Below are 24,869 nucleotides of genomic sequence, written 5' to 3' on the forward strand. Positions count from 1 at the left end.
AAAACGCGGCCCATAGGCCGCGTTGGTCATCGGGGCAGCGCCCGCTCAGCGCGACAGCGCCCCGGACGTGGCCGCATCCAGGCGGCCCGTCACGGGCAGGCCCTGCTGCTGCTGGAACTCACGCAGCGCGCGGGCCGTCTTGGGGCCGGCGGCACCGTCGGGCGTGCCCACGTTGTAGCCCAGGGCGTTCAGGCGCTCCTGCGCCTCGCGCACGGACATGGCCGCGCCCGCCTTGGTCTGCGACGGGGCCGTGCCGCCGTCCACGCCCAGGCGGCCGCCGCCGCCGAGGCCCTGGCCCTGGACCGACTGCGCCTTGTAGCTGCGCAGCGCCACGACCATCTGGTTGTAGGCGTCCATGAACGCGGCCGTGATGACCTTGCCCTGCGCCGTGTTCTGGTAGCCGCCCAGGCCGCCGCCGGCCGAGCCGCCGAAGATGCCGCCGAAGCCCGCGAAGTCGCTCTTGGAAGCGCTGCCCTCGGAGGCCGCCACCTGCACGCCCGAGCGGTTGTCCACCAGGGTCAGCATGGCGCTGGCCTCGCGCGTCTTGAGGCTGCCGCCGATGGCCGCCAGCGCACGGCCCTTGCCGCCGCCGATCAGGCCGCCCAGCGCGCCGCCGATGCCGCCCGCGTCGTCGTTCTGGAAAATGATTTCAGGCGACATGCCGTAGTCGGAAGCCACCATCTGGCCCTTGCCGAAGTTGCTGCCGCCGCGCATTTCGCCCGAGCCCATGAGCTGGCGCTCGCGGTCCATGGCGCGCATGCCGGCCGCGCCGCGCTCGACCACCACGAAGCAGTTGGACTGCTGGATCAGCAGGCGCAGCAGGTTGGCCGTGGGCGGAAGCTTGTACTCGTTGCGCAGGATGGTGTACCAGCCGGCGTCCTGGTTCTCGACCAGCGACACGGTGCCCAGCGGCGACTGGCAGCGTTCGAGCTGGCCGCTCTCGCCGGCGGCGCTGCCGCCAGCGGCAGCGCCGGTGGCCACGGTCTTGGCGTCCTGGCTGCCCATCTTCATGTTGGTGGTTTCGCACCCCGTGAGGGCGACGACGGCGCAGGCGGCCGCGATCAGCGGCAGGGTTTTGCGGGACATGTGTTGGCTTCCTCTCTCAGTGAATGGTTTGGCGGGCTGGCCCATGGAATGGCTCAAGCGGCGCGAAATGATAGCCATCCGCCCGTGGATGTAAGGTTTTCTTTCATGTTGTTTCCACTTTGCCGCGTGACAAAGTGCCTCCAGGGCGCATTTGGTACATCCACACCCCCTGCCCCGCGAAAGCGGGAAGCTGGGCGCTGGCACACAGGCCTGGCACTTCGAACGCCAGGCTGACCAGCCAGCTCCCCGGCACCATCTCCGCCTGTGCCTTTGCCGCGGCGCGGGCCATGCTCTCCGGCCGCTGAAACAAGTACACCAGCTGGTAACCGCTCCAGTCGGCCGCCCAGATGTCGCCGCGCCGCACCCGTGCCCAGGGGCAGCGCAGGCGGCACATCAGGGCCAGCGGCCAGCTCCACTCCAGCCCGTGCAGCCGCGCCTGGGGATAGGCGGCACGCAGCGCCAGCAGCCCGTCGCCCAGGCCGCAGCCGGCATCGAGCACCGCCGCGCCCGGCGGCAATGGCGCCAGCGCATCGATGCCGCGCAGCGCGCCGCGCGGCGTGGGAAACAGCGGCGCATCGCGCCAGGCATTGAGGGGATAGACCAGCAGCAGCACGGCCAGCGGCAGCAGCCAGGCCCAGGACGGCAGCGCGGCCGCGCCGGTGAGCAGCAGCGAGAGCGGGAAACCCAGCGCGATCAGCGCCCGGCGCCACCACGTGGCCGCAAGCACGCTGCCCGCCACGCCCACGCCGCAAGCCAGCAGCACGGCCACCGCCGGCGGCGCCGCCTGGCGCAATCCGGCGAAAGCCAGCCAGGCCGCAGCCCATGCCAGCACGGCGGGCAGCGGCCAGGGGAAGCGCATCGCGGGTCAGCCGCGCAGTTTGTCGATCAGGCCGTTGAGCGCGTCGAGCGAGCCGAACTGGATCGCCAGCTCGCCTATCTCCTCGGTGCGGCTGCCGCGCTTGACGCGCTTTTTCACGCGCACCTCGACCTCGGCCATGAGCAGGTCGGAGAGTTCTTCTTCCACGCGCTTGAGGTCGCGCGACTTTTCCTTCTTGGGCTTTTGCGGCGTGAGGGCGAACTCCGCGCCCAGCTTCTTGACCAGGCTCTCGGCCTCGCGCACCGAGAGCTTCCTGGCCGCGATCTGGTTGCCCGCCGTGATCTGCGTCGCACGGTCCAGCGCCAGCAGCGCGCGCGCATGGCCCATGTCGATGTCGCCCGCCATCAGCATGGTCTGCACCGGCTCGGCCAGGTTCAAGAGGCGCAGCAGGTTGCTCGCCGCGCTGCGCGAGCGCCCCACGGCCTGCGCCGCCTGCTCGTGCGTGAGGCCGAATTCCTTGACCAGCCGCTGCAGGCCCTGCGCCTCCTCCAGCGGGTTGAGGTCCTCGCGCTGGATGTTCTCGATCAGCGCCATCGCAGCGGCGGCCTCGTCGGGCACCTCGCGCACCAGCACCGGCACCTCGGCCAGCCCGGCCAGGCGCGAGGCGCGGAAACGCCGCTCGCCCGCGATGATCTCGTACTTGCCCGCGTGCTCGCCGCCGGCGAGGCGCCGCACCAGGATGGGCTGCATGATCCCCTGGGCCTTGATGCTCTCGGCCAGTTCGTACAGCGCGCCCTCGTCCATGCGCGTGCGCGGCTGGTAGACGCCCGGCACCATCTGGTCCAGCGCCAGCGTGCTGGGTAGGCCCGCCTCGGCGGCCTGGGCGTGCTGCGTCGTCTCGGCGACCTTGGGGCCGAGCAGCGCTTCGAGGCCGCGGCCGAGGCCCTTGGGTTTCTTGGTGACCATGTGTGTCTTTCAGTCCTTGTCTGCCAGGGATTGGAGCATTGCCCGCCCCTCGGGCCAAGTGCCCAGCCCCGATTCGGCATTGATGTGCCCGCGCTCGCCATAGTCGATGCAGCGCGCGCCCCAGTCCGCCGCCATGGCCTGGGCGCGCTCGAAGCTGCAGTACGGGTCGTTGCGGCTGCCCACCAGCACGGCCGGGAACGGCAGCGACTGCCGCGCGATGGGCGCCCAGCCGGGAATCTGCGCGGCCAGATCGGGCCGCTCCACGTCGCCCGGCGCCACCAGCAGCGCGCCGCGCACCTTGTGCGCATGGCGCGTGTGCGCCGCCCACCAGGCGGTGAGGATGCAGCCCAGGCTGTGTGCCGCCAGCACCACGGGGCCGGCCGCATCGGCCACCACCTCCTCCAGCCGCGCGGACCAGTCGCCGCGCAGCGGGCGCATCCACTCGTGCTGCTGCACGCGCTGGTCGCCGTGCGCGCGCTCCCACTCGGTCTGCCAATGGCCGGGGCCGGAGTTCTGCCAGCCGGGCAGGAGCAATACGGTAGAGGAGTTCATCGCTATGGTTTCAGGAGCTACTTGCGCTTTACGGGCGAGCGCCAGGGACTGATTTCACGGGTAAGGAGCAGCCGGTATTTTGCCCCAATGCACAAAGCACATCGCCGCCGCAACGCCCTGGCGGGCGCGGCGGCGGCGGCGATGCTTGCCGGTCAGCGCGTTGCGGCGCTTACATGCGGCGGCCGGGTTGCAGCGGCATGCGGCGCAGGGCGAAGGCGGCCAGGAGCATAGACAAGGCGATCAGCCCCCATTCGGAGAGGGTGGGGATCGGCTGGGGAACAGTCACTTCGGTTTCGGCATCGTCCTCGTCGTTGGTCGGATCCCTGTCGCCGGGCGTGGTGACGCGGGCCGTGTTCACCAACCGCGTCCCAGGAACGACGCCCGCATCCACCGTAGCAGTGAAGGTGAAGTTTCTCGTCTGACCCACAGCCAACGCGCCCACGTTGCAGGTCACCGTGGCGCCGGCGCCCGTGCAGCCGCTGGCCGAGGCCGCGAAGGTCACTCCGGCGGGAAGCGTGTCGGTGATCACAGCGGCGCTGTTGGACGTGGAGCCATTGTTGGTCACCGCCAGGGTGTAGGTCAGCGTATTGCCGACGCTGGCACGGGTGCGGTCCACCGACTTAACCAAGCCCACGTCGATGTTCTCCACCGGTACTTCGATGTCGTCTTCGTTGTTCGGGTCCACGGGGTCACCAGGGCTGGTGACGGTCGCCACGTTGCGCAGGCTGGGCGCATTGGTAGCCGCCACGGTCACGTTGAAGTTATAGGTTTGCGTAGCGCCCTGGTTCAGGTTGACGATGGGACCACATTCCAGCGTCCGTGTGGGCGCCGCGTAGCTGCAGCCAGCGACAGGCCCCGCCAGTTCCAGCCCTGCGGGCAGCACATCGCGCACCATGGCGTTGCCGTTCACCAGATGGTTCGGCGGCGTGGCGGTTTCCTCGTTGCGCACGGTCAGCCGGTAGGCGATGGTGTCCCCAACGCGCACGCTGGCACCCGGGGCGAGGTTGGGCGTGGTCTTGGTAATGGACAGGTCCACCAGACGCAGGTCGTTGGGATCGATCGCCCCCGCGTCATAGGCAGAGGTGCGGTCCGAAACCGTGTTGTTGGCCGTCACGTCGCCGCTGGGCAGGCGCTCGCCGTCGGCGCGCACGCTGGCCTCGTGGCGGATCGTGCCGTAGGGAAGGCCGTTGTTGTTGATGGCGGTGGCGTCCATCTCGAACGTGATTTCGGCCGATTCGCCCGGCGCCAGCCAGGGGAAGTCGCAGCGCAGCCCGCTGGCGCTGAATGCGCAGTTGCTGGCGTCGAACCGGTTGGGACTCACAGGGTTGCCATTGGGCGCGAGCGCACGCACACCGGTGACCGTGGCGCCGTTGAGCACGAAGGCCGCCGTCGACCCGGGCGCGGGGAACAGGTCTTCCATCACCACGTTGGTGGCGTAGGAGGTGGAATTGCCGCTGTTTTGCACCCGGATGGTGTACTGGGTCCGGCTGGCTGCGCCCTGGTTGATGGGCAGGCGGTCAGCGGTGTGCTGCATGGTGATGAGCACATCCAGTTGGGGCTCGCTCAGGGTAACGGTCTGGTCGGTCAGGTTGTCAGCCAGCGTGGTTTCTTGCGTGATGGTGGAGATCACCGCATCGTTGCGCACCGATGGCGGGTAGCCGGTGGTAGCCGAGCGCAGGGTGTAGGTGAGGGAACGGATGGTGCCCCGGTTGGTCGCACCCGGCCAGACACAGGTCATGTTCCGGTTAGCGGCAGTCACCTCCAGGCCTGCAGCAATGGTTGCGCCGCCGCTCAGCGAGCAGGTGGGGCCGCTGGAAGGCGCGGTCACCCAGATCATGCCCAGGGGCAGCGTATCCACCACGGTGACGTTCGTGGCCTGCGAGGGGCCCCGGTTGTCAGCGGTCAGGTTGTACGTGACGGGCTGGCCTGCCAGCGCGGCAACGGGTGCGGCGGTCTTGCCGGCGATCAGGTTGGTCAGCGGCGTGAGAGTGACCTGCGCGTCGTCGCTGTTGGGCAGCGCGCCGGTCCCCGTGTATTCCGCCGTGTCGGTCGAGGTGATGCTGGCCGTGTTGTCGATCGTGTTCGACTGGGTGCCGTTGGCCTGGGGGTTCACGAATTGGCGCGCGCGGATCGTGATCACGTATTCCGTGTCACTGACCGGCACGTTGCTGAACGTGCAGGTGACGCGCGTCGTGCTGCCGCTGCCTTGGTCGGCGTAGGCGCATCCGGTTGTCGCCATGGGCGGGATCGGGGGCACCGCGGACGGATTGCCGGGGGGAAATTCGTTGTGTCCGGCTCGGCGATCACGAAGCGGTTGTTGACGTACCGAGGCGCGCCCGTCACCGGATCGGCAACCGCGCTCACGTTCCGGTTCAGGAGGTTGATCACGTCATCCGTGACGGTCACGGTCTGGGCAGTCTGGAAGTCCACCGCGTTCTGCCCCGCAGGCAGCGCGTTCTTGAAGCGCAGCGTATAGACCACCTCAGAGCCGGAGGCGTTCGTGGAGCCGGCGGGAAGAAGAGCGGGGACGGAGTCGGGGGTGATGGCCGCATCCTTCAGGATGGACAGGTCTGCCTTCTTCTCGGACAGGCTGACGGTGGCGTTGTTCGTCAGCGCGCTCGGCGTGACGCAGTTGCGGCCGGCAGGGCAGGACACCGATGCCTGGTTGGCGATGGTGGCGAATTGCTGGCCTGTAGGGATGTGCGCACGAACACGGATATTCAGGTTGCTGACATTGTTGGGCGACGTGCGGGAGATGCCCGCGTCGAGTGTGCAAGTCACCGTCTGCCGGGCCACGTAATCGCCCGGCCAAGCGGCCGGACTGACCGTACACGCCCACGGTGCCTCATCCGTGCTCGGCACATATTCGAGCTTGGCATCCAGTTCGTCGATGACGGTGATTGTCTGGGTGGGCAGAACATCCACCGCCCCGTTGTTGGTCACGCCGACGCGCCAGTAGAACTCCGTGCCGTCGGCGATGGCACCCACCCCTGTGTCGCCGGTAGCGGCGGCGCGGGCGGCTTTGTTGATCGCCAGGCTGGGGCGGTTGCTGACGGTCAGATTGGCAGTGGAGGTATTGTTGCCGGTGCTTGCCACTGGTTCGTTCTGCACCGACAGCGTGGCCGTGTTGGCAATGACCGCCGTGCCTGTGCCGGGATTGACAGTCACGCCGCCCACATCGACGTCCGCGTTGAAAACCAGGTCGGGCAGGCTGCCATCGCCATTCACAGCCCCAGTGAACGTGCAGCTGATATTGCCGTTGCAGGACCAGCCCGCAGCAGCGGATGCGGAGGTGACGCTCGTGAATGTCACGCCCGCCGGCAAGGTGTCGGTGATCGCGATGTTCCCCGAGGGCGCCATCCCGCCGGAGTTGCGGGTGGCCCGCAGGGTATAGACCACGCTCTGGGTCGCGGCACCCGCTGCGTCCAGCGTGGTGGGGGCCACCGACTTGTTCAGCACCATGTCCAACTGGCTATTGGGTGCGAAAACGATGCTGGATGCATCGTTGTTGTTGTCGGGATAGGCGTCGATGAAGGGAGCGCCCGCCGACGTCTGGCCCGCGACCGAGACCAGGGCATTGGTGTTGCCAGTGTCGGCCGTCACCGTGACGGGGACCGTCAGCAACGGCAAATTGGCGCCCTTGGCGAGGCCGCCTGCAGGTGCTGTGTATTCGCAGGTTTGCACGGACACGGGCGGGGTGGCGCTGTTGTCCATGCTCTGCACGCACGTCCAGGCGTTGCCAGGGGACGAAGGAGAACCCTGCCACGCGGTACCCGCAGGCAGGGGGAAGCGCACTACAGCTTTTTCGCCCGCTTTCAGGGGATAGGCGTAAGGCGAGTTGGTATTGCTCACCTGAAGCGTCCAGTTGACCACCGTGCCCTGCTGCTGCGTGCTGCCGTCCGCCGGACCCGTGATGTCCACGGCCAAGTCGGCTCGCTCGTAGGTAGTGACGTTGCGCGTGATGTTGTCGTGGTTGCTGTTGTTTCCATCCGTGTTGCCAGCCGCCGTGAGGGACACGCTGGCGACGTTGGAGGTGCTCTCGGCCGGCAGGATGACGTTGAAATCCACGACCTGCGGCGCACCCGCCGAAAGGGTCGGGAAGGTGCAACTGATGATGGCACTGCCGATGGGCTGGCCCACGGCAGGCTGCCCGGTGCAATTCACCCCCGCAGGCGCAACGATGCCCTGGAAGATGGCGTTGTCAGGTAGGTCCTGCACCAGCACAGCGTTGTTCACCGAGCCGCTGGGATCATTAACGCCGGAACTGGCGCTATAGGTATAGGTGCCGCCCACCGGTCCGTCGTTCGGGTTGGCTGTCGCATTGCCGTAATAACGGACTTCATGATTCACCTGAAGGTCCAGCGCATAGGCACCGCCCGCCATGCCCAACAGGGGCACTGCCAGCAAGCTGACCATGAAGCGCGCAGGGCGCATCTTGGCTGGAGAAGACTGCCGGCGCCCGTCTGGAGGCGGCGCCAGCGGTGCTGCGGAAGCACGTGAAAGCGGATTGGATGGCATGGCTGGGCTTTCTTAAAACCGCCGGAATCTCTTGTTGCGCCAAGGGAATCCTGCGAAAAAGTGCAATCACGGTAACCGCAGATTGCGTCTGCCCGAGTCTAATCAGGGCAACCCCAGCATTGCCATCTTCTATCGCTCACGAATCCACACAAATCGCAATTGTTTGCAATCCGGCGGAACCCGCTTACATGCGCTTGATACGCCCCACCATCTCGCGCGCGAATTCCACGAACGCCTGGCTGCCCTTGGCCGAAGCGTCGAACACCACGCCAGGCAGGCCATAGCTGGGTGCCTCCGCCAGGCGCACGTTGCGGGGGATCACCGTGTCGAACACCTTGTCCCCGAAATGGTCCTTGAGCTGCTCGCTCACCTGGCTTTGCAGGGTGATACGCGGGTCGAACATGACGCGCAGCAGGCCGATGATCTGCAGGTCGGGGTTCAGGTTGGCATGCACCTGCTTGATGGTGTTGACGAGATCCGTGAGCCCCTCCAGCGCGAAGTATTCGCACTGCATGGGCACGATGACGCCATGGGCGCTGCACAGGCCGTTGAGCGTGAGCATGGACAGGCTGGGAGGGCAGTCGATGAGCACGAAGTCGTAGGCCGCGTCCACCTCGGCCAGGGCCGCCTTCAGGCGCTTTTCGCGGCGCTCCAGCTCGACCAGTTCGACCTCGGCGCCGGCCAGTTCGCGGTTGGCGCCCAGCACGTGGTAGCCGCAGGCCTCGGACAGCACGGCCGCCTCCTGCACCGAGGCGGATTCCAGCAGCACGTCGTACACCGACAGCTGCAGCGCCCGCTTGTCCACGCCCGAACCCATCGTGGCATTGCCCTGCGGGTCCAGGTCGACGAGCAGGACACGCTGGCCGATCTTGGCCAGGCCGGCGGCCAGGTTGACGGAGGTGGTGGTCTTGCCGACGCCGCCCTTCTGGTTGGCGATGCAGAAAATCTTGGCCATGCGATGGGTTATCTAGAGATGGCGAGCTTGACGCCGAAACCGATGAGGAACACGCCCGCCAGCCGTTCGAGCGCGCGCGCGATGGCCGGGTTGGCGCGCATGCGCTCGGCCAGGTGGTGCGTGAGCAGCACCACGATCAGGCTGTAGAGAAAGGTGAGCGCGGCGATGGTGGCGGCCATGACGCCGAAAGTGGCCATGCCTTGGTGCCGGGCAGGGTCCACGAACAGCGGAAAGAACGCCATGTAAAACACGATGGCCTTGGGGTTGAGCAGCGTGATGATGGCGCCCTGCTTGAAATAATGGCGCGGTTCGATGCGCAGCACGGGCGCGTCGCCCGGCTTGGCGGTGAGCATCTTGAAGCCCAGCCACGCCAGGTAGGCAGCGCCCAGCCACTGCACCGCATGGAAGGCCGCCGGGTAGGCGGCCAGCAGCGCCGCCACGCCGGCCACGGCCGCCCACATGAGCACCTGGTCGCCGGCGATCACTCCGAACGCCGCCGCCAGGCCCGCGCGCACGCCGCCCTTGCCGGTGGAGGTGATGAGGGCCAGGTTGCCCGGCCCGGGAATGGCAAGGAACAGGATGATGGCGGCGACGAAGGCGCCATAGTCAGCGATGCCGAACATAGGAGGACCTGCTGCGAGCGGTGTAGGGGGTTGTCAAGTTTACGCCACAGCCCCCGGCGCGGGCCGCATCCAGACGATGCACCGCTGTGCCTGCAGGCCCGGCACGGCGAGCGGTTCCACGTGAAACACCTGCACCCCGGCTGGAAGCGCGTCGATTTCATCCTGAGGACGCCTGCCCTTCATGGCCAGCCATACACCCGTGGGCGCGAGCGCCTCGCGCGACCAGATCGTGAAGTCCGCCAGGGAGGCGAAGGCCCGGCAGCTCACCACATCGAACGGGCCTGCCAGCGTCTCCACGCGTGCGTGGATGCCGTGCAGGTTGGGCAGCTGGAGCGCGGCCGCCGCCTGCTGGATGAAGGCGGCCTTCTTTGCCACGGTGTCCACGCAACTCACGTCGATCTCCGGGCAGCAGATGGCGAACACCACGCCGGGCAGGCCGCCGCCGGAGCCCACGTCCAGCAGCCGTGCCGCCCCGCCCTGCCCGCGCACATGGCGGCGCAGGGGCGCCACGGCAGCCAGGCTGTCGAGCAGGTGGTGGGTCAGCATGTCCTGTGGGTTGCGCACGGCCGTGAGGTTGTAGACCTTGTTCCACTTCTGCAGCAGCGCCAGGAAGTCGAGCAGGCGGTTGATTTGCCCATCGGCCAGATGCAGCCCAAGCGCATGCACGCCCTGGCGCAGTTCGTCGACCGCCGTCATGCGGCAGCTTCCGCAGGCGCCGCGAAGCCCTTGAAGCCGCCCTTCTTCAGGTGCACCAGCAGCAGAGAGATAGCGGCCGGCGTGACGCCCGAAATGCGCGATGCCTGGCCCAGCGTTTCGGGACGGTGCTTCTGCAGCTTCTGCCGCACCTCGATGGACAGGGCCGCCACCTGCATGTAATCCAGGTCTTCGGGCAGGCGCAGTTTCTCGAAGTGCGCGGCGCGCTGCACCTCGTCCTTCTGCCGATCGATGTAGCCTGCGTACTTGGCGGCGATTTCCACCTGCTCGATCACCGGGGCGCTCAGGTCACCCAGCGTTTCACGTGAAACATCCTCGCTGGCGTACTTGCCGCCGTCCAGCGACATCAACACGCCATACCCCACGTCAGGGCGGCGCAGCAAGTCGAACAGGTTGTATTCGTGCTCGATGGCCTTGCCCAGCACGCGCTCGGATTCCGCCGCGTCCAGGATGCGCGGATTGACCCAGGTGGATTTGAGGCGTTCCGTTTCACGTGAAACAGCATCGCGCTTGCGGCTGAAGGCCTCCCAGCGCGCATCCGGGACCAGGCCCATGCGGCGGCCGGCCTCGGTCAGGCGCATGTCGGCGTTGTCTTCACGCAGTTGCAGGCGGAACTCGGCGCGGCTGGTGAACATGCGGTAGGGCTCGGTGACGCCCTTGGTCACGAGGTCGTCCACCAGCACACCCAGGTAGGCCTCGTCGCGCCGCGGCAGCCAGGCGGCTTCCCCACGGCACTGCAGAGCGGCATTCAGCCCGGCGAACAGGCCCTGGGCGGCAGCCTCTTCGTAGCCCGTGGTGCCATTGATCTGCCCCGCGAAGAACAGGCCCTGGATCTGCCGTGTCTCGAAGCTGCTCTTGAGCGAGCGCGGGTCGAAGTAGTCGTACTCGATCGCATAGCCGGGGCGCAGGATGTGGGCATTCTCCAGACCCGGCATGCTGCGCACCAGGTCGTACTGGATGTCGAACGGCAGGCTGGTGGAAATGCCGTTGGGATAGAACTCGTGCGTGGTCAGCCCCTCGGGCTCCAGGAAGATCTGGTGGCTTTCCTTGTCGGCAAAGCGATTGATCTTGTCTTCCACGCTGGGGCAGTAGCGCGGCCCCACCCCCTCGATCTTGCCGGTGAACATGGGGCTGCGGTCGAAGCCGCTGCGGATAATCTCGTGCGTGCGCGCGTTGGTGTGCGTGACCCAGCACGGCACCTGGCGCGGGTGCATGGCCGCATGGCCCATGAAGCTGAACACCGGCACGGGGTCGAGGTCGCCCGGCTGCTCCTCGCACTGGGAGAAATCGATGCTGCGCCCGTCGATGCGCGGAGGCGTGCCGGTCTTCAGGCGGCCCTGGGGCAGTTGCAACTCCTTGAGCCGGGCGGACAGGCTCACGGCCGGCGGGTCGCCCGCGCGGCCGGCGGAATAGTTGTTCAGGCCCACATGGATCTTGCCATCCAGGAAGGTGCCGGCCGTCAGCACAACAGTGCGGCTGCGGAAGGTGATGCCCACCTGCGTGACCGCGCCCGCCACCCGGTCGCCCTCCACCACCAGATCGTCCACCGCCTGCTGGAACAGCCACAGGTGGGGCTGGTTCTCCAGCATGCGGCGGATGGCGGCCTTGTACAGCACGCGGTCGGCCTGCGCGCGCGTGGCGCGCACGGCCGGACCCTTGCTGCTGTTGAGCGTGCGGAACTGGATGCCGCCCTCGTCCGTGGCCAGCGCCATGGCGCCACCCAGCGCATCCACCTCCTTGACCAGGTGGCCCTTGCCGATACCGCCGATGCTGGGGTTGCAGCTCATCTGGCCCAGCGTCTCGATGTTGTGCGTGAGCAGAAGGGTCTTGCAACCCATGCGCGCGGCGGCAAGCGCGGCCTCGGTGCCGGCGTGGCCGCCGCCGACAACGATGACATCAAATTCCTGGGGATACAGCATGGCGGAGTGGGCTGGTGCGGGGAAACCCGCGATTTTCCCACCTTTGCCCATTTCCGTGGGAGCAGCGCTGTTTCACGTGGAACGGCGCAGGATTCCTGCCCCTGCCCTGTGCTTCAATCGCCGCATGAAACTCCTGGTCTTCGCGGGCAGCACCCGCCAACAATCGTTCAACCGCCGCCTGGCCCGCGTCGCCGCCGAACTGGGGCGCGAGGCCGGGGCTGAAGTCACGCTGCTGGAGCTGGCCGATTTCGACATCCCCCTGTACAACGCCGACGTGGAAGCCGCCGGCACCCCGCCCGACGTGGTGCGGCTCAAGGAGGTGATGGACGCCCACCCCGCCTGGGTGATCTGCTCGCCCGAGTACAACGCCAGCTACACCGGCCTGCTCAAGAACACCATCGACTGGGCGTCCAGCCCCGTGGCCGGCCATCCGTTGTGGGCCGACATGGCGCGGCCCTTTGCGGGCAAGGTGGTGGGCGTGCTCAGCGCATCCAACGGCGCTCTGGGAGGGCTGCGCGCGCAAAGCTACCTGGCGCCCCTGCTCCTGACCCTCGAATGCTGGCTGGCGCCGCGCCACTATGCGCTGGCGCGTGCGGCCACGGCGTTCGACGAAGAGGGCCGCCTGATCGACCCGCAGCAGCGCGCGCAGGTGCGCGCCGTGGTGGAACAGGTGCTGTGGGCCGCACAGCGGCTGCATGGTGCCGGGTGAATATGCATAAAACAGCCTCCAGCGCTTATCCAGCAAGCGCAAGCAGCTATCTATCTCATAGCGCCATGGAGTGCCGCCCCGGTTGCGGCGCCTGCTGCGTGGCGCCCTCGATCAGCTCCCCCATTCCCGGCATGCCGCAGGGCAAGCCGGCAGGTGTGCGCTGCGTGCAGCTGGACGCAGCGGGGCGCTGCCGCATCTTCGGCCAGCCCGGCCGCCCGGCGGTCTGTTCCTCCTTGCGGCCCAGCGCGCAGATGTGCGGCGACGGGCGCGCCCATGCGATGCGCTGGCTGGCCTGGCTGGAACAGGCCACCGCCTGAAAACCCCCAGCGCAGCACACACCGGCGCATGGGCCTAGCATGTCCCCTGCTTTCAACAACCCCCTTCCCTGAAAGGACTGTTCCGGCATGAAGCTCTACTACTCCCCCGGCGCCTGCTCGCTGTCTCCCCATATCGTGCTGCATGAGGCGGGCCTCGCCTACACCCCCGTGCTCGCCAGCACCAAGAGCCACAAGCTGCAGGACGGCACGGACTTCTACACCATCAACCCGCTGGGTTATGTGCCCGTGCTGGAGCTGGACGACGGCACCCGCCTGCGCGAAGGCCCGGCTATCGTGCAGTACCTGGCCGACCAAGCCCCGCAAAAGAACCTGGCGCCCGCCCACGGCACGCTGGCGCGCTACCGCCTGCAGGAGTGGCTGACCTTCATCGGCACCGAGATCCACAAGGGTTTCGGCCCGCTGTTCAAGCCCAACACGCCCGAGGAATACAAGCCCATCGCGCGAGAGAACGTGCTGAACCGCCTGAAGTGGGTGGACGGCGAGCTGGCCGGCAAGCAGTTCCTGATGGGCGACCATTTCACCGTGGCCGACGCCTACCTGTTCACCGTGACCAACTGGGCCAAGGCCGTGGGTCTGGACATCTCGGGCCTGCAGCACCTGGCGGCCTACCGCGAACGCATCGCCGCCCGCCCTGCCGTGCAGGAGGCCATGAAGGCCGAGGGCCTGCTCAAGTAAGAAGCTCCGCGCTCAGGGCCTGTCCCGTGTTTCACGTGAAACACGGGCTTTTTTCTTTGAAGGAACCGTACATGACCACCTTGTTCGACCCCCTCGACGCGGGCGACCTGCACCTGGCCAACCGCATCGCCATGGCACCGCTCACGCGCAACCGCGCGCCGGACGCCGTGCCGCGCGACATCACCGCCACCTACTACACGCAGCGCGCCAGCGCCGGACTGCTCATCACCGAAGCCACGGCCATCAGCCACCAGGGTCAGGGCTACGCCGACGTGCCGGGCCTCTACGGCACCGAGCAGCTCGACGGCTGGAAGCGTGTGACCAGCGCGGTGCACGCCGCCGGCGGCAAGATCGTCACGCAGCTCTGGCACGTGGGCCGCATCTCGCACAACGACCTGCAGCCCGAGGGTGGTGCGCCCGTGGCTCCTTCGGCCGTCCAGGCGAAGTCCAAGACCTACCTGATCGACCGCGCCACGGGCCAGGGCAGCTTCGTGCCCACCTCGGCGCCGCGCGCGCTGGACGCGGGCGAGCTGCCCGGCATCGTGCACACCTACGCCGCGGCCGCGCGCAACGCGGTGGAGACGGCGGGCTTCGACGGCGTGGAGATCCACGGCGCCAACGGCTACCTGCTGGACCAGTTCCTCAAGACCGGCGCCAACCAGCGCACGGACGACTACGGCGGCAGCATCGAGAACCGCGCCCGCCTGATGCTGGAAGTGACGCGCGCCGTGGCCGACGCCGTGGGCCCGGGCCGCGTGGGCATCCGCCTGTCGCCTGTCACGCCCGCCAACGACATCGTGGACGACGATCCACAGCCGCTGTTCGACTACCTGGCGCGCCAGCTCGCCCCGCTGGGCCTGGCCTACATCCATGTGATCGAGGGCGCCACGGGCGGGCCGCGCGATGTGGAGGGCCGCCCGTTCGACTACGCCGCGTTCAAGGCCGCCTACCGCGACGCGGGCGGCCAGGGTGCGTGGATGGTGAACAACGGCTACGACGCCGCCACGGCGCGGGAGGCCGTGGCCAGCGGCCGCGCCGACATGGTGGCCTTCGGCCGCGCCTTCATCTCCACGCCCGACCTGGTGGAGCGCCTGCGGCGCGGCGCGGATTTCAACGCCTGGGACAGCAAGACCTTCTACGGCGGCGGGGAGAAGGGCTATACCGACTACCCGACCCTAGCGCAAATTTAAGCCAAATCGGGCTCCAGCGCTTGCCAAGCAAGCGCTGGCAGCTACGCTTTCAGGAGCGGCAGGCCTTCGTCTTCCAGGTGGAACTGCTGCACCACCTGCGACAGGCGCGCGGCCTGCTCGCGCAGCGACTCGGCGGCGGCGGCGGACTCTTCCACCAGCGCAGCGTTCTGCTGGGTCATGCGGTCGATCTCGCCCACCGATTCGTTCACCTGGCCGATGCCGCCGGCCTGCTCGGAGGCCGCGGAGTTGATCTCGCCGATGATGTCGGTCACGCGCTGCACGCTGGCCACGATCTCTTGCATGGCCTTGCCCGCGTCTTCCACGTGGCGCACGCCGCCATCCACGGCGGACACGCTGGCGCTGATCAGGCCCTTGATCTCGCTGGCCGCCTGCGCGCTGCGCTGCGCCAGGCTGCGCACCTCGCTGGCCACCACGGCGAACCCACGGCCCTGCTCGCCCGCGCGCGCCGCCTCCACGGCGGCGTTGAGCGCCAGGATGTTGGTCTGGAAGGCGATGGAATCGATCAGGCCGATGATGTCGCCGATCTTGCGGCTGGAGGTGGAGATGTCGTGCATGCTGGTCACCGCCTGCTCCACCACCTGGCCGCCGCGCGTGGCGATGCCCGAGGCCGAGGCCACGAGCTGGTTGGCCACCTGCGAGGACGAGGCCGTCTGCTGCACCGTGGCCGTGAGCTGGGCGAGCGAGGCCACGGCCTCCTGCGCATTGCTGGCGGTCTGCTCGGTGCGCGCGGACAGGTCCTGGTTGCCCGAGGCGATCTCCTGGCTGGCCGTGGCGATGCTGCCGCTGGCGTCGCGCACCTGCGAGACCAGCGCGCCCAGGCCGCCCTGCATCTCCAGCAGCGCGCGCTGCAGGTCGGCCACCTCGTCGCGGCCGTCCACGCGGATGCGCTGCGACAGGTTGCCGCCCGCAATCGACTGCGCCAGCGCGCGCGCCACCTCCAGCGGGCGGCAGATGGACACCATGTTCAGCAGCGTGAGCGGCACCACCACCACCACGGTGATCAGCACCGCCAGGCCGAACAGCCACTTGGTCTGCTCGGTGATGCCATCGGCGCGCGCGATGGCGCTGTCCACCTCGCCGGCCAAGCGCTTGTCCAGCGCCTCCAGCGTCTCGGCGGCGCCCGCGAACTGCTCCACGGCCCGGCCGCTCATGCGGTTGGCGATGGTGGCGGTGTCGTAGCCGCCCTCTTCCAGCTGGCGCGCCACGTGGGCGAACTGCGTGCGGTAGGCCTCCAGCTTCTGGGCAATGCCCTTGACCTCGGCCAGTTCCTCGCCCTGCCAGACGCTGGCGAACTTCTCGGTCAGCGCCTTGGCCCGGTCCAGCGCCGCCTGCCACTGACCGTGGGAGGCGCGCACCGCGTCGGGCTTCTCGTAGTGGATGATCATGTCCTTCTCGAACTGGCGGACCTGGCCCATCTGGCCGCGCAGGTCGCCCAGCAGCTTCACCGCCGCGTGGGACTGGTGGATGAAGTCCTGGCTCAGCCCATGGATGCGGAACATGCCCAGCATGCCCGCCCCGCCCAACAGGCCCAGCAGCCCCAGCACCACCGCAATGGCGCCGATCATGCGCACACGAATGGTAAAAAGCCGCATGAGTGCGTAGAAGTTCATTGGCGTATTCCTCGACGTGTCCGGCCCATGGCCCGACCAACTGCAACAAAACGTTGCAGTTTGCCAGACATGGGAAAGACCTGCCGCGGTATTTATCAACCGCGCCAGCGCTTCAATAGCAAGGCATTGGTCATCACGCTCACCGAGCTCAGGGCCATGGCGGCGCCCGCCACCACCGGGCTCAGGTAGCCCAGCGCGGCCAGCGGGATGCCGGCCACGTTGTACGCGAAGGCCCAGAACAGGTTCTGGCGGATCTTGGCCACCGTGCGGTGCGAGATGTCCAGCGCCGCGGCCACCAGGGCCGGGTCGCCGCGCATCAGCGTCACGCCGGCGGCGTGCATGGCCACGTCGGTGCCGTTGCCCATGGCCATGCCCACATCGGCGGCGGCCAGGGCGGGCGCGTCGTTCACGCCGTCGCCCACCATGGCGACCACCTGCCCCTCGCCCTTGAGGGCGGCCACGGCAGCGGCCTTGTCGCCAGGCAGCACCTCGGCCATCACCTCGCCCGCTTCCGGGTCCAGGCCCAGGCGGCGGGCCATGGCCTCGGCCGCGCCGCGGTTGTCGCCGGAGATCATCACGCAGCGCACGCCCTTGGCGCGCAACGCCGCCAGCGCCTCGCGCGCACCGGGCTTGGGCTCGTCGCCGAAACCCATCAGCGCACACGCCGCCAAGCCATTCTCCGCGCGCTGCGCCACGGCCGACACGGTGGCGCCCTGGGCCTGCAGCGCCGCGGCCTGGTCGGCCAGCGCGCCCAGATCCACGCCCAGTTCCTGCATCCAGCGCAGGCTGCCCACCAGGTAGCTGCGGCCCGCCACCTCGCCCTCGGTGCCGCGCCCGGGCACCGCGCGCACGCCCTCGGGCGCGGGCACGGCCAGGCCGCGCTCCTGCGCTGCGGCCAGCACGGCGCGCGCCAGTGGGTGCTCGCTGCCGCTCTGCACGCCGGCTACCGCGGCCAGCAGCGCCGCATCTTCGGCCCCTGGTTCCACGTGAAACGCGGTGAGCCGGGGCCGGCCCACGGTGAGCGTGCCGGTCTTGTCGAAGGCCACCGTGTCGACGCGGTGCGCCGTCTCCAGCGCCTCCGCGTCCTTGATCAGGATGCCGTGGCGCGCGGCCACGCCCGTGCCGGCCATGATGGCGGCCGGCGTGGCCAGCCCCAGCGCGCAGGGGCAAGCGATGACCAGCACCGCCACGGCATGGATCAGCGCCTGCTCCACACCCGCGCCCGCCCACAGCCAGCCCGCCAGCGTGACCAGTGCGATGCCCAGCACCGTGGGCACGAAGACGGCCGACACCTTGTCCACCAGCCGCTGGATTGGCGCCTTGGCGGCCTGCGCATCCTCCACCAGGCGGATGATGCGCGCGAGCACCGTCTCGCTGCCCACGGCCGTCACCTGCATGACGATGCGGCCGTCGCCGTTGATCGCGCCGCCCGTCAGCAACGCGCCCTCCTCCCGCGTCACCGGCAGCGGCTCGCCTGTCAGCATGGATTCGTCCACCTGCGTGCGGCCTTCGAGCACCGTGCCGTCCACCGGGATGCGCTCGCCGGGACGCACCACAATGCGGTCGCCGGCCATCACCTCGGCGATGGGCACGTCCACCTCGCCACCCTGCCCCAGCAGGTGCGCCACCTCGGGCCGCAGCGCATGCAGCGCACGGATGGCCGCCGTGGTCTGGCGCTTGGCGCGCGCCTCCAGCCACTTGCCCAGCAGCACCAGCGTGATCACCACGGCCGAGGCCTCGAAGTACAGGTGCGGCGTGTGCCCCGGATGGGCCGTGGCCCAAAGCCACAGCGACAGGCCGTAGCCAGCGCTGGTGCCCAGCGCCACCAGCAGGTCCATGTTGCCGGTGAGCGCCTTCGCCGCATGCCATCCCGCCTTGTAGAAGCGCGCGCCCAGGATGAACTGCACCGGCGTGGCCAGCAGGAACTGCGCCCAGGCGGGCAGCATCCAGTGCCTGCCGAACAGGTCGCCGACCATGGGCAGCACCAGCGGCGCCGACAGCAGCAGCCCCAGCGCCACCGGCGCGAAGCCCGCCCAGGGAGACAGGTCGGCCTCGGCCTCCTGCGCCGCGAGCACGCGCGGCTCGTAGCCCGCGTTGCGCACCGCGCGGCGCGCCAGCGCCTCCACGTCGCTGCCCGCACCGTCGTAGGTGATGCGCGCCGACTCGGTGGCCAGGTTGACCGTTGCATCGTGCACGCCGGGCACCTTGCGCAGCGCCCGCTCCACGCGCGCCACGCAGCTCGCGCAGGTCATGCCGCCAATGCCCAGGTCGAGCGAGGAAGAAGCCGTTGAAGTAGTCATGCCGCGTACGTTAAACCTTGACAACATGGCAAGGTCAACCCCTTGACTCTGCCACCATGTCAGGCTTCATGATGACGCCGTCAACCAACCCAAGGAGCATCCTATGCAACACACTTTCCAGGTCCAAGGCATGACCTGCGGCCACTGCGAGCGCGCCGTCGTCCACGCCGTGCGCGAGGTCGATACCGACGCCGTCGTCAAGGTCGACCTGCCCACCGGCCAGGTCGTCGTAGAGAGCGACCAGCCGCGCGACGCGATCGCCAATGCCATCCAGGAAGAAGGCTACAAGGTCGCCGCATGAGCCCCCGCCCTGCCGAGGGCTGGCCGGTGCCCATCGGCACGGCGGCCGACCGCGCGGGCGTGTCCGCGCGCATGGTGCGCCACTACGAGTCGCTGGGCCTGCTGGCCCAGGTGGCGCGCACCGACAGCGGCTACCGCCAGTACACCGAGGCGGACGTGCACACCCTGCGCTTCATCCGCCGCGCGCGCGACCTGGGCTTCTCGATGGACGAGATCGTCACCCTGCTCGGCCTGTGGCAGGACAAGCAACGCGCCAGCAGCCAGGTCAAGCAGATCGCGCAAAGGCACATCGACGACCTGGCCGAGCGCATCGCCGCCATGCAGGCCATGCAGCGCAGCCTGCAGGCGCTGGTGGGCTGCTGCCAGGGCAACGACCGGCCGGATTGCCCGATCCTCGACGATCTGGCCAACGCGCCGGGGCAGTGATTCGCTCCTCGATTGATAGCTGCCTGCGCTTTCCACACAAGCGTTGGAGTCCAAAAACGCTGAAAACACACCTTCGACCCGTGGCAGACTCACGGCTTTCCATCCAAGCCCTGCCCCATGCTCACCGGCGAATTGAGAAACAAGGTCGATCAAGTCTGGAACGCCTTCTGGTCCGGCGGCATCGCCAACCCCCTCGAAGTCATCGAGCAGATCACCTACCTGCTCTTCCTGCGCGCGCTCGACAGCGACCAGACCCGCGAGGACAACAAGGCCCTGCGCCTGAAAACCCCGCCCGTGCGGATCATTCCTGCAGGCCTGGACTCCCATGGCCGCCCGTTCGACGACATGCGCTGGTCACGCTTCAAGCACATGGCCCCCGCAGAAATGTTCGCCGTGCTGAGTGAGCAGGTCTTCCCCTTCCTGCGCGGCCTGAAGCTATCGGGCGGCCCCGCCGCCAAAACCGCCTTTGCCCACCACATGCGCGACGCGCGCTTCACCATCCCCACGCCGGGCCTGCTGGCCAAGGTGGTCGATCTGCTCGACACCATTCCGCTTGACGACCGCGACACCAAGGGCGACCTGTACGAATACATGCTCGGCAAGATCGCCTCCGCTGGGCAGAACGGGCAGTTCCGCACACCCCGCCACATCATCGATCTGATGGTGGCCCTCACGGCCCCCGTGCCGCAAGACACCATCTGCGACCCCGCCAGCGGCACCTGCGGCTTCCTCGTCGCCGCCGGCGAATACCTGCGCCGCACCTACCCCGACATGCTGCGCGTGCCCGTGCAAAACGCGCACTTCCACAACGGCATGTTCCACGGCTACGACTTCGACAACACCATGCTGCGCATCGGCAGCATGAACATGGTGCTGCACGGCGTGGAACACCCCGCCATCGAGTACCGCGACTCCCTCGCCGAAGGCGCGGCGGGTGACGCCGGGGCCTACAGCCTCATCCTGGCCAACCCGCCCTTCGCGGGCAGCCTGGACTACGAAAACACCGCCAAGGACTTGCAGCAGACCGTCAAGACCAAGAAGACCGAGCTGCTGTTCCTGGCCCTGTTCCTGCGCCTCTTGAAAACCGGTGGCCGCGCCGCCGTCATCGTGCCCGACGGCGTGCTGTTCGGCTCCAGCAAGGCCCACAAGGAACTGCGCCGCAAGCTGGTCGAAGAGCAAAAGCTCGACGCCGTCATCAGCCTGCCCGGCGGCGTGTTCAAGCCGTATGCGGGCGTCAGCACCGCCATATTGCTGTTCACCAAAACCATGAGCGGCGGCACCGACAGCGTGTGGTTCTACGACATGCAGGCCGACGGCTGGAGCCTGGACGACAAGCGCCAGCCGCTGCTGGATACAAGCCTTTTAGGGCTCCAGCCCTTTGTGGAAGGGCGCAATCAGCTATCAGAAGCAGAGCACGCCAAGAACAACCTGCCCGACGTGCTGGCGCGCTGGGGGCAGAGGAACGGCAGCGAACGTGAGCGGCCCCGCACGGCGCAGAGCTTTTGCGTGCCCAGGGCGGACATCGAGGCGAATGGGTATGACCTGAGCATCAACCGGTACAAGGAGGTGGTGCATGCGCAGGTGCAGCACCGGGCGCCGGGGGAGATATTGGCGGAACTGCGGGAGTTGGAGGGAGAGATTGCGCGGGGGATGGGGGTGTTGGAGGGGATGTTGTGATGCCCCCATCTTTGACGACTGTTGGAAGCGTTCTGCGGGGTATTGTTTCCGGCAAGAGCGTGCAGACGCTTGAGCGGCCAGCGCAGGACAACGAACTCGGCATTCTCAAAGTCAGCGCAGTGACGTGGGGCTCATTCCGCCCCCACGAAAATAAGGCACTGCCGCCCAGCTACGACCCCAAGGACTGTCCACGCCCCATGAACGGGGACATCCTGATTTCCCGAGCAAACACGCGTGAGCTCGTAGGTGCGCCGGTCATGGTGCATGGCGACTACCCTCACCTACTACTTTCAGACAAGTTGCTGAAGCTGGTTCCCGATGAATCTGCAGTCGATGCGCGCTATCTCGTTCGCGCTTTGAGATCGCCTTCCGCCTCGGCACATTTCTTTCAATGCGCAGGCGGGTCAAGCGGCTCCATGACAAACATCACGCAGTCAGACATTCGATCTGCTCCGATCTACTTGCCCCCGCTGGAAGAACAACGCCGCATCGCCGCCATCCTCGACCAAGCCGAAACCCTCCGCACCCAACGCCGCACCGCCCTGGCCCTGCTCGACAGCCTCACCCAGTCCCTCTTTCTCGATATGTTTGGAGACCCACTGGACAACACCAAGCGATGGGAGTGGCGTTGCATGTCAGAGCTTTTCGAGACGCCTCCAATTTTTGGAACGATGATCCCTGGCGCAGCAGAGAAAGGCTCATGGCTTTGTCTACGAGTCGCCAACATACAAGACTGGCAGTTGACACTTGAGGACAAAAAGTACGTTGAGTTGACCGGATCAGCTGTTGAACGACACAGCGTCAAAGCTGGAGATTTGCTCATGGCGCGAGCGATCGCCAGTCAAGAACATCTTGGTAAATGTGTAGTGACTCAACCAAAAGACGAGTTGTGGGCCTTTGACTCGCACCTTATGCGTTTGAGATTCCGGGCCGACCGAGCACTGCCTGAGTTCATTCGACAAATGCTCAGAACGCCAGGAGGCCGCAATGTATTTCTGAAAGCCTCTCGGAAATCATCTGTGCAGTACAACATCAACACGAAGGAAATTTCTGCCTTGGAGGTGCCAGTTCCCCCTCTCTCCCTCCAACAAACCTTTGCCACTCGCATCGCCTCCATCGAAGCCCTCAAAGCCACTCACCGCCGCGCCCTGGCCGCGCTCGATGCTTTATTCGCCTCGCTGCAACAGCGGGCATTCCGTGGCGAGTTGGCTTCTACCTCCGCAGAAAAAACCGCCGTAGCGCGCCATTCGGCGCAGAACTTTGCAGGGCTGCTGCAACTGGAAGCCTCCATCGGCCAAGAGGCATTGATCTACCTCGCCAATCGCATACCCGGCGGCGATCTCTACAAGACGCACAAGGCTCTTTACTTTGCCGACAGGCACCATCTGGAACACCATGGCCGCCTGATCTACAACGAGACCTATTGCGCACTGCCTCACGGCCCAGTGCCGCAGGCAGCCTACGACGCCACACGGGTGCTGAACGGGGAGCGCCTGTTGAGCGATTTCGACGATGACGCCCTGCGCTGCGCTTTGCGCCGCCAGGGCAATACGCTCACGGCCCTGCGTGATGCCGACTTCAGCAAGCTCAGCCCGAAAGCCCTGGAAAGCCTGGAATGGGCCATCCGCTACTGCCGGGACATGACATTCACGCAGACCAAGACCGCCTCGCACGACAGCGCCTACGACCGAACACCAGAGAACGAGCCTATTCCGTTGAAGTACATCATCGAGACGCTCTCGCCCGAAGCACGCCAGCGTCACTGGAATCTGTAGCTTCCTCACTTCCTGCTGCACCATGCCCACTTCCGTCGCTCAACTCCACCAATGGCTGCTTGAACCCGAAGGCCAGCGCCTGGAGTTCAAGGAGGCCAAGCAGCGCTACGACTTTGAAAAGCTGCTCAAGTACTGCGTGGCCCTGGCCAACGAGGGCGGCGGCACCATCGTGCTGGGTGTGACGGACAAGCGCCCCCGGCGCATCGTGGGCACGCAGGCGTTTGAAGACCCTGGCCGCACCGAGGCGGGCTTGCACAAGCGGCTGGGGCATCGCGTTCCGGTCGAGGAATTGCGCCTGCCCGAAGGGCGCGTGCTGGTGGTGCATGTGCCTTCGCGCCTGCCGGGCACGGCCTGGAATGTGGATGGCAGCTACTTCAAGCGCGCGGGCGACGATCTGGCCCCGCTCGCCGACCACGAACTGCGGGCCATGTTTGCCGAGGCGGGGCCGGACTTTTCCGCCCAGCCATGCCCCGGTGCCACGTTGGCCGATCTGGAGCCGGATTCCATCGCCCTGTTCCGCGAGCGCTGGGCCAGAAAGAGCAGCGACCTGCGCAAGCGCGAATTGGGCGACTTGCAGACCTTACGCGATGCAGAACTGTTGGTGGAAGGCGATCAGGTGAGTTATGCGGCACTCATCCTGTTCGGCACGCGGGCGGGGCTGACGCGGTGGCTGGCGCAGGCCGAGCTGGTGTTTGAGTACCGCTCGTCCGAAGCGGCAGGCCCGGCGGCCGACCGCGAGGAATACCGCGCGGGCTTCTTTGCCTGGCAAGACGCGCTGTGGAAAAAGATCAACCTGCGTAACGACCGCCAGAGCTATCAGGACGATTTCTTTCGCATGGACTTGCCCACGTTCGACGAGGTGCCGGTGCGCGAGGCCATCCTGAACGCGGTGGCTCACCGTGACTACCGGCTGGGGGGCTCGGTCTTCGTGCGGCAGTTCGCCAAGCGGCTGGAGGTGGTGAGCCCTGGCGGGTTGCCGCCGGGCATCACGCCCGAGAACATCATCGACCAGCAGAACCCGCGCAACCGCCGCTTGGCAGAGGCGCTGGCGCGGTGCGGGCTGATAGAGCGGTCCGGCCAGGGGCTGAACCTGATGATGGAAAGCGCCGTGCGCCAGGGCAAGCCCCTGCCCAGCTTTGCAGGCACCGCCGCGCACGAGGTACGGCTGACGCTGGAAGGCGGCGTGCGCAACCCGGCTTTTGTGCGGTTCATGGAGCGGCTGGGGGAAGACACGTTGCGCAGTTTTTCGACGCTGGACTATCTGGCGCTGGAATGCCTGGAACAGGGCAAAACACTGCCTGCTGCACTCAAGGAACGCCTGCCGGGCCTTGTGGCCGCAGGCGCTGCCGAAGCCATCGGACGGGGCAAGGGCACGCGCTACATCCTCTCCGAAGCGCTGTACGCATCTTTGGGCGCCAAGGGAACCTACACCCGCCAGCGGGGGTTGGACCGTGAAACCAACAAGACGCTGCTGCTCACGCACCTGACCAAGCAGGGAGAACAGGGCGCACCGCTGGCCGAACTGCGCCAAGTGCTGCCCACGTTGCCTGAAAGCACGGTGCGAGACTTGTTGCGGGAGTTGCGGGACGAGGGCAAGCTGATGCTGAGAGGCCAACGCCGGTGGGCGCGCTGGTTCAGCGTTATGCCTGACCTCCATAAACCCCTTTAAACCTCTTTAAACATTCATATGACGACGGA

At 67.3% G+C, this 24,869-nt stretch carries 21 protein-coding genes; 9 read left to right on the forward strand and 12 right to left on the reverse strand.

The window, feature by feature from the left end; translation table 11 throughout:
* Positions 1–45: 45 nt before the first annotated feature.
* The 10 genes from AAG689_RS21850 to mnmG all read right to left on the reverse strand — a co-directional run bounded on the left by AAG689_RS21850 (position 46) and on the right by mnmG (position 12,150).
* Entirely contained in the window at positions 46–1,086 is a 1,041-nt protein-coding gene (locus tag AAG689_RS21850; RefSeq protein WP_406623749.1) for a peptidoglycan-binding protein, read from the reverse strand.
* A 103-nt stretch (positions 1,087–1,189) separates the two neighbouring features.
* The gene (locus AAG689_RS21855) at positions 1,190–1,945 is read right to left on the reverse strand and encodes a class I SAM-dependent methyltransferase (RefSeq protein ID WP_406623750.1); all 756 of its coding nucleotides are present in this window, start codon (positions 1,943–1,945) and stop codon (positions 1,190–1,192) included.
* A 6-nt stretch (positions 1,946–1,951) separates the two neighbouring features.
* The gene (locus tag AAG689_RS21860; protein WP_406623751.1) at positions 1,952–2,869 is read right to left on the reverse strand and encodes a ParB/RepB/Spo0J family partition protein; all 918 of its coding nucleotides are present in this window, start codon (positions 2,867–2,869) and stop codon (positions 1,952–1,954) included.
* 9 nt (positions 2,870–2,878) lie between these two features.
* Positions 2,879–3,421, reverse strand: coding sequence for an RBBP9/YdeN family alpha/beta hydrolase (locus tag AAG689_RS21865; protein ID WP_406623752.1), 543 nt, complete (start codon positions 3,419–3,421; stop codon positions 2,879–2,881).
* A gap of 169 nt (positions 3,422–3,590) precedes the next feature.
* The gene (locus AAG689_RS21870) at positions 3,591–5,660 is read right to left on the reverse strand and encodes an IPTL-CTERM sorting domain-containing protein (protein WP_406623753.1); all 2,070 of its coding nucleotides are present in this window, start codon (positions 5,658–5,660) and stop codon (positions 3,591–3,593) included.
* The gene (locus tag AAG689_RS21875; RefSeq protein ID WP_406623754.1) at positions 5,558–7,939 is read right to left on the reverse strand and encodes a hypothetical protein; all 2,382 of its coding nucleotides are present in this window, start codon (positions 7,937–7,939) and stop codon (positions 5,558–5,560) included. The genes AAG689_RS21870 and AAG689_RS21875 overlap by 103 nt, the downstream gene beginning before the upstream one ends.
* A gap of 184 nt (positions 7,940–8,123) precedes the next feature.
* On the reverse strand, positions 8,124–8,894 hold the full coding sequence (locus AAG689_RS21880) for a ParA family protein (protein WP_406623755.1): 771 nt from the start codon (positions 8,892–8,894) through the stop codon (positions 8,124–8,126).
* Positions 8,895–8,902: 8 nt separating this feature from the next.
* On the reverse strand, positions 8,903–9,517 hold the full coding sequence (locus AAG689_RS21885; protein WP_406623756.1) for a LysE family translocator: 615 nt from the start codon (positions 9,515–9,517) through the stop codon (positions 8,903–8,905).
* Positions 9,518–9,556: 39 nt separating this feature from the next.
* Positions 9,557–10,213, reverse strand: coding sequence for a 16S rRNA (guanine(527)-N(7))-methyltransferase RsmG (gene rsmG / locus AAG689_RS21890; protein WP_406623757.1), 657 nt, complete (start codon positions 10,211–10,213; stop codon positions 9,557–9,559).
* Positions 10,210–12,150: a tRNA uridine-5-carboxymethylaminomethyl(34) synthesis enzyme MnmG gene (gene mnmG / locus AAG689_RS21895; protein WP_406623758.1), complete on the reverse strand. Its 1,941-nt coding sequence runs from the start codon at positions 12,148–12,150 to the stop codon at positions 10,210–10,212. The genes rsmG and mnmG overlap by 4 nt, the downstream gene beginning before the upstream one ends.
* Positions 12,151–12,274: 124 nt before the next feature.
* On the opposite strand from mnmG, the gene AAG689_RS21900 reads away from it, so the two are divergent.
* The 4 genes from AAG689_RS21900 to AAG689_RS21915 all read left to right on the forward strand — a co-directional run bounded on the left by AAG689_RS21900 (position 12,275) and on the right by AAG689_RS21915 (position 15,062).
* Positions 12,275–12,859 carry an NADPH-dependent FMN reductase gene (locus AAG689_RS21900; protein ID WP_406623759.1) on the forward strand — a complete coding sequence of 195 codons (585 nt, stop codon included), beginning with the start codon at positions 12,275–12,277 and terminating at the stop codon, positions 12,857–12,859.
* A 65-nt stretch (positions 12,860–12,924) separates the two neighbouring features.
* Positions 12,925–13,176: a YkgJ family cysteine cluster protein gene (locus AAG689_RS21905; protein WP_406623760.1), complete on the forward strand. Its 252-nt coding sequence runs from the start codon at positions 12,925–12,927 to the stop codon at positions 13,174–13,176.
* Positions 13,177–13,263: 87 nt separating this feature from the next.
* Entirely contained in the window at positions 13,264–13,872 is a 609-nt protein-coding gene (gene gstA, locus AAG689_RS21910) for a glutathione transferase GstA (protein ID WP_020228644.1), read from the forward strand.
* Between the two features lie 71 nt (positions 13,873–13,943).
* Positions 13,944–15,062 carry an alkene reductase gene (locus tag AAG689_RS21915; RefSeq protein ID WP_406623761.1) on the forward strand — a complete coding sequence of 373 codons (1,119 nt, stop codon included), beginning with the start codon at positions 13,944–13,946 and terminating at the stop codon, positions 15,060–15,062.
* 41 nt (positions 15,063–15,103) lie between these two features.
* Here the strand turns inward: AAG689_RS21915 and AAG689_RS21920 are convergent, their stop codons facing one another.
* On the reverse strand, positions 15,104–16,693 hold the full coding sequence (locus AAG689_RS21920) for a methyl-accepting chemotaxis protein (protein ID WP_406623762.1): 1,590 nt from the start codon (positions 16,691–16,693) through the stop codon (positions 15,104–15,106).
* Between the two features lie 95 nt (positions 16,694–16,788).
* Positions 16,789–18,993, reverse strand: a complete 2,205-nt coding sequence (locus tag AAG689_RS21925) for a heavy metal translocating P-type ATPase (RefSeq protein WP_406623763.1) — start codon at positions 18,991–18,993, stop codon at positions 16,789–16,791.
* A 103-nt stretch (positions 18,994–19,096) separates the two neighbouring features.
* Here AAG689_RS21925 and AAG689_RS21930 point away from each other — a divergent pair, with 103 nt between their 5' ends.
* The 5 genes from AAG689_RS21930 (at position 19,097) to AAG689_RS21950 (ending at position 24,840) form a co-directional block, all read left to right on the forward strand.
* Entirely contained in the window at positions 19,097–19,294 is a 198-nt protein-coding gene (locus AAG689_RS21930; protein WP_020227316.1) for a heavy-metal-associated domain-containing protein, read from the forward strand.
* Positions 19,291–19,719 carry a Cu(I)-responsive transcriptional regulator gene (gene cueR, locus AAG689_RS21935; RefSeq protein WP_406623764.1) on the forward strand — a complete coding sequence of 143 codons (429 nt, stop codon included), beginning with the start codon at positions 19,291–19,293 and terminating at the stop codon, positions 19,717–19,719. The genes AAG689_RS21930 and cueR overlap by 4 nt, the downstream gene beginning before the upstream one ends.
* Positions 19,720–19,836: 117 nt before the next feature.
* Positions 19,837–21,396, forward strand: a complete 1,560-nt coding sequence (locus tag AAG689_RS21940; protein WP_406623765.1) for an N-6 DNA methylase — start codon at positions 19,837–19,839, stop codon at positions 21,394–21,396.
* Between the two features lie 197 nt (positions 21,397–21,593).
* A complete protein-coding gene (locus tag AAG689_RS21945; RefSeq protein ID WP_406623766.1) occupies positions 21,594–23,171 on the forward strand; it encodes a restriction endonuclease subunit S in 1,578 nt (525 codons plus the stop codon).
* Positions 23,172–23,193: 22 nt separating this feature from the next.
* Positions 23,194–24,840 carry an ATP-binding protein gene (locus AAG689_RS21950; RefSeq protein WP_406623767.1) on the forward strand — a complete coding sequence of 549 codons (1,647 nt, stop codon included), beginning with the start codon at positions 23,194–23,196 and terminating at the stop codon, positions 24,838–24,840.
* Positions 24,841–24,869 lie beyond the last annotated feature (29 nt).

This window comes from Acidovorax sp. SDU_ACID1 (assembly GCF_045291395.1).
In the GTDB taxonomy this organism is placed as follows: domain Bacteria; phylum Pseudomonadota; class Gammaproteobacteria; order Burkholderiales; family Burkholderiaceae_C; genus MR-S7.

Bases quoted from the DNA above. Each gene is read 5' to 3' on its own strand.
- AAG689_RS21870 (WP_406623753.1), bottom strand. From the start codon at position 5,660: ATGGCGACAACCGGATGCGCCTACGCCGACCAAGGCAGCGGCAGCACG.
- AAG689_RS21905 (WP_406623760.1), top strand. From the start codon at position 12,925: ATGGAGTGCCGCCCCGGTTGCGGCGCCTGCTGCGTGGCGCCCTCGATC.
- AAG689_RS21920 (WP_406623762.1), bottom strand. From the start codon at position 16,693: ATGAACTTCTACGCACTCATGCGGCTTTTTACCATTCGTGTGCGCATG.
- mnmG (WP_406623758.1), bottom strand. From the start codon at position 12,150: ATGCTGTATCCCCAGGAATTTGATGTCATCGTTGTCGGCGGCGGCCAC.
- gstA (WP_020228644.1), top strand. From the start codon at position 13,264: ATGAAGCTCTACTACTCCCCCGGCGCCTGCTCGCTGTCTCCCCATATC.
- AAG689_RS21885 (WP_406623756.1), bottom strand. From the start codon at position 9,517: ATGTTCGGCATCGCTGACTATGGCGCCTTCGTCGCCGCCATCATCCTG.
- AAG689_RS21900 (WP_406623759.1), top strand. From the start codon at position 12,275: ATGAAACTCCTGGTCTTCGCGGGCAGCACCCGCCAACAATCGTTCAAC.
- AAG689_RS21855 (WP_406623750.1), bottom strand. From the start codon at position 1,945: ATGCGCTTCCCCTGGCCGCTGCCCGCCGTGCTGGCATGGGCTGCGGCC.
- AAG689_RS21930 (WP_020227316.1), top strand. From the start codon at position 19,097: ATGCAACACACTTTCCAGGTCCAAGGCATGACCTGCGGCCACTGCGAG.
- AAG689_RS21865 (WP_406623752.1), bottom strand. From the start codon at position 3,421: ATGAACTCCTCTACCGTATTGCTCCTGCCCGGCTGGCAGAACTCCGGC.
- AAG689_RS21940 (WP_406623765.1), top strand. From the start codon at position 19,837: ATGCTCACCGGCGAATTGAGAAACAAGGTCGATCAAGTCTGGAACGCC.
- AAG689_RS21880 (WP_406623755.1), bottom strand. From the start codon at position 8,894: ATGGCCAAGATTTTCTGCATCGCCAACCAGAAGGGCGGCGTCGGCAAG.
- AAG689_RS21875 (WP_406623754.1), bottom strand. From the start codon at position 7,939: ATGCCATCCAATCCGCTTTCACGTGCTTCCGCAGCACCGCTGGCGCCG.
- AAG689_RS21860 (WP_406623751.1), bottom strand. From the start codon at position 2,869: ATGGTCACCAAGAAACCCAAGGGCCTCGGCCGCGGCCTCGAAGCGCTG.
- rsmG (WP_406623757.1), bottom strand. From the start codon at position 10,213: ATGACGGCGGTCGACGAACTGCGCCAGGGCGTGCATGCGCTTGGGCTG.
- AAG689_RS21915 (WP_406623761.1), top strand. From the start codon at position 13,944: ATGACCACCTTGTTCGACCCCCTCGACGCGGGCGACCTGCACCTGGCC.
- cueR (WP_406623764.1), top strand. From the start codon at position 19,291: ATGAGCCCCCGCCCTGCCGAGGGCTGGCCGGTGCCCATCGGCACGGCG.
- AAG689_RS21945 (WP_406623766.1), top strand. From the start codon at position 21,594: ATGAACGGGGACATCCTGATTTCCCGAGCAAACACGCGTGAGCTCGTA.
- AAG689_RS21950 (WP_406623767.1), top strand. From the start codon at position 23,194: ATGCCCACTTCCGTCGCTCAACTCCACCAATGGCTGCTTGAACCCGAA.
- AAG689_RS21925 (WP_406623763.1), bottom strand. From the start codon at position 18,993: ATGACTACTTCAACGGCTTCTTCCTCGCTCGACCTGGGCATTGGCGGC.
- AAG689_RS21850 (WP_406623749.1), bottom strand. From the start codon at position 1,086: ATGTCCCGCAAAACCCTGCCGCTGATCGCGGCCGCCTGCGCCGTCGTC.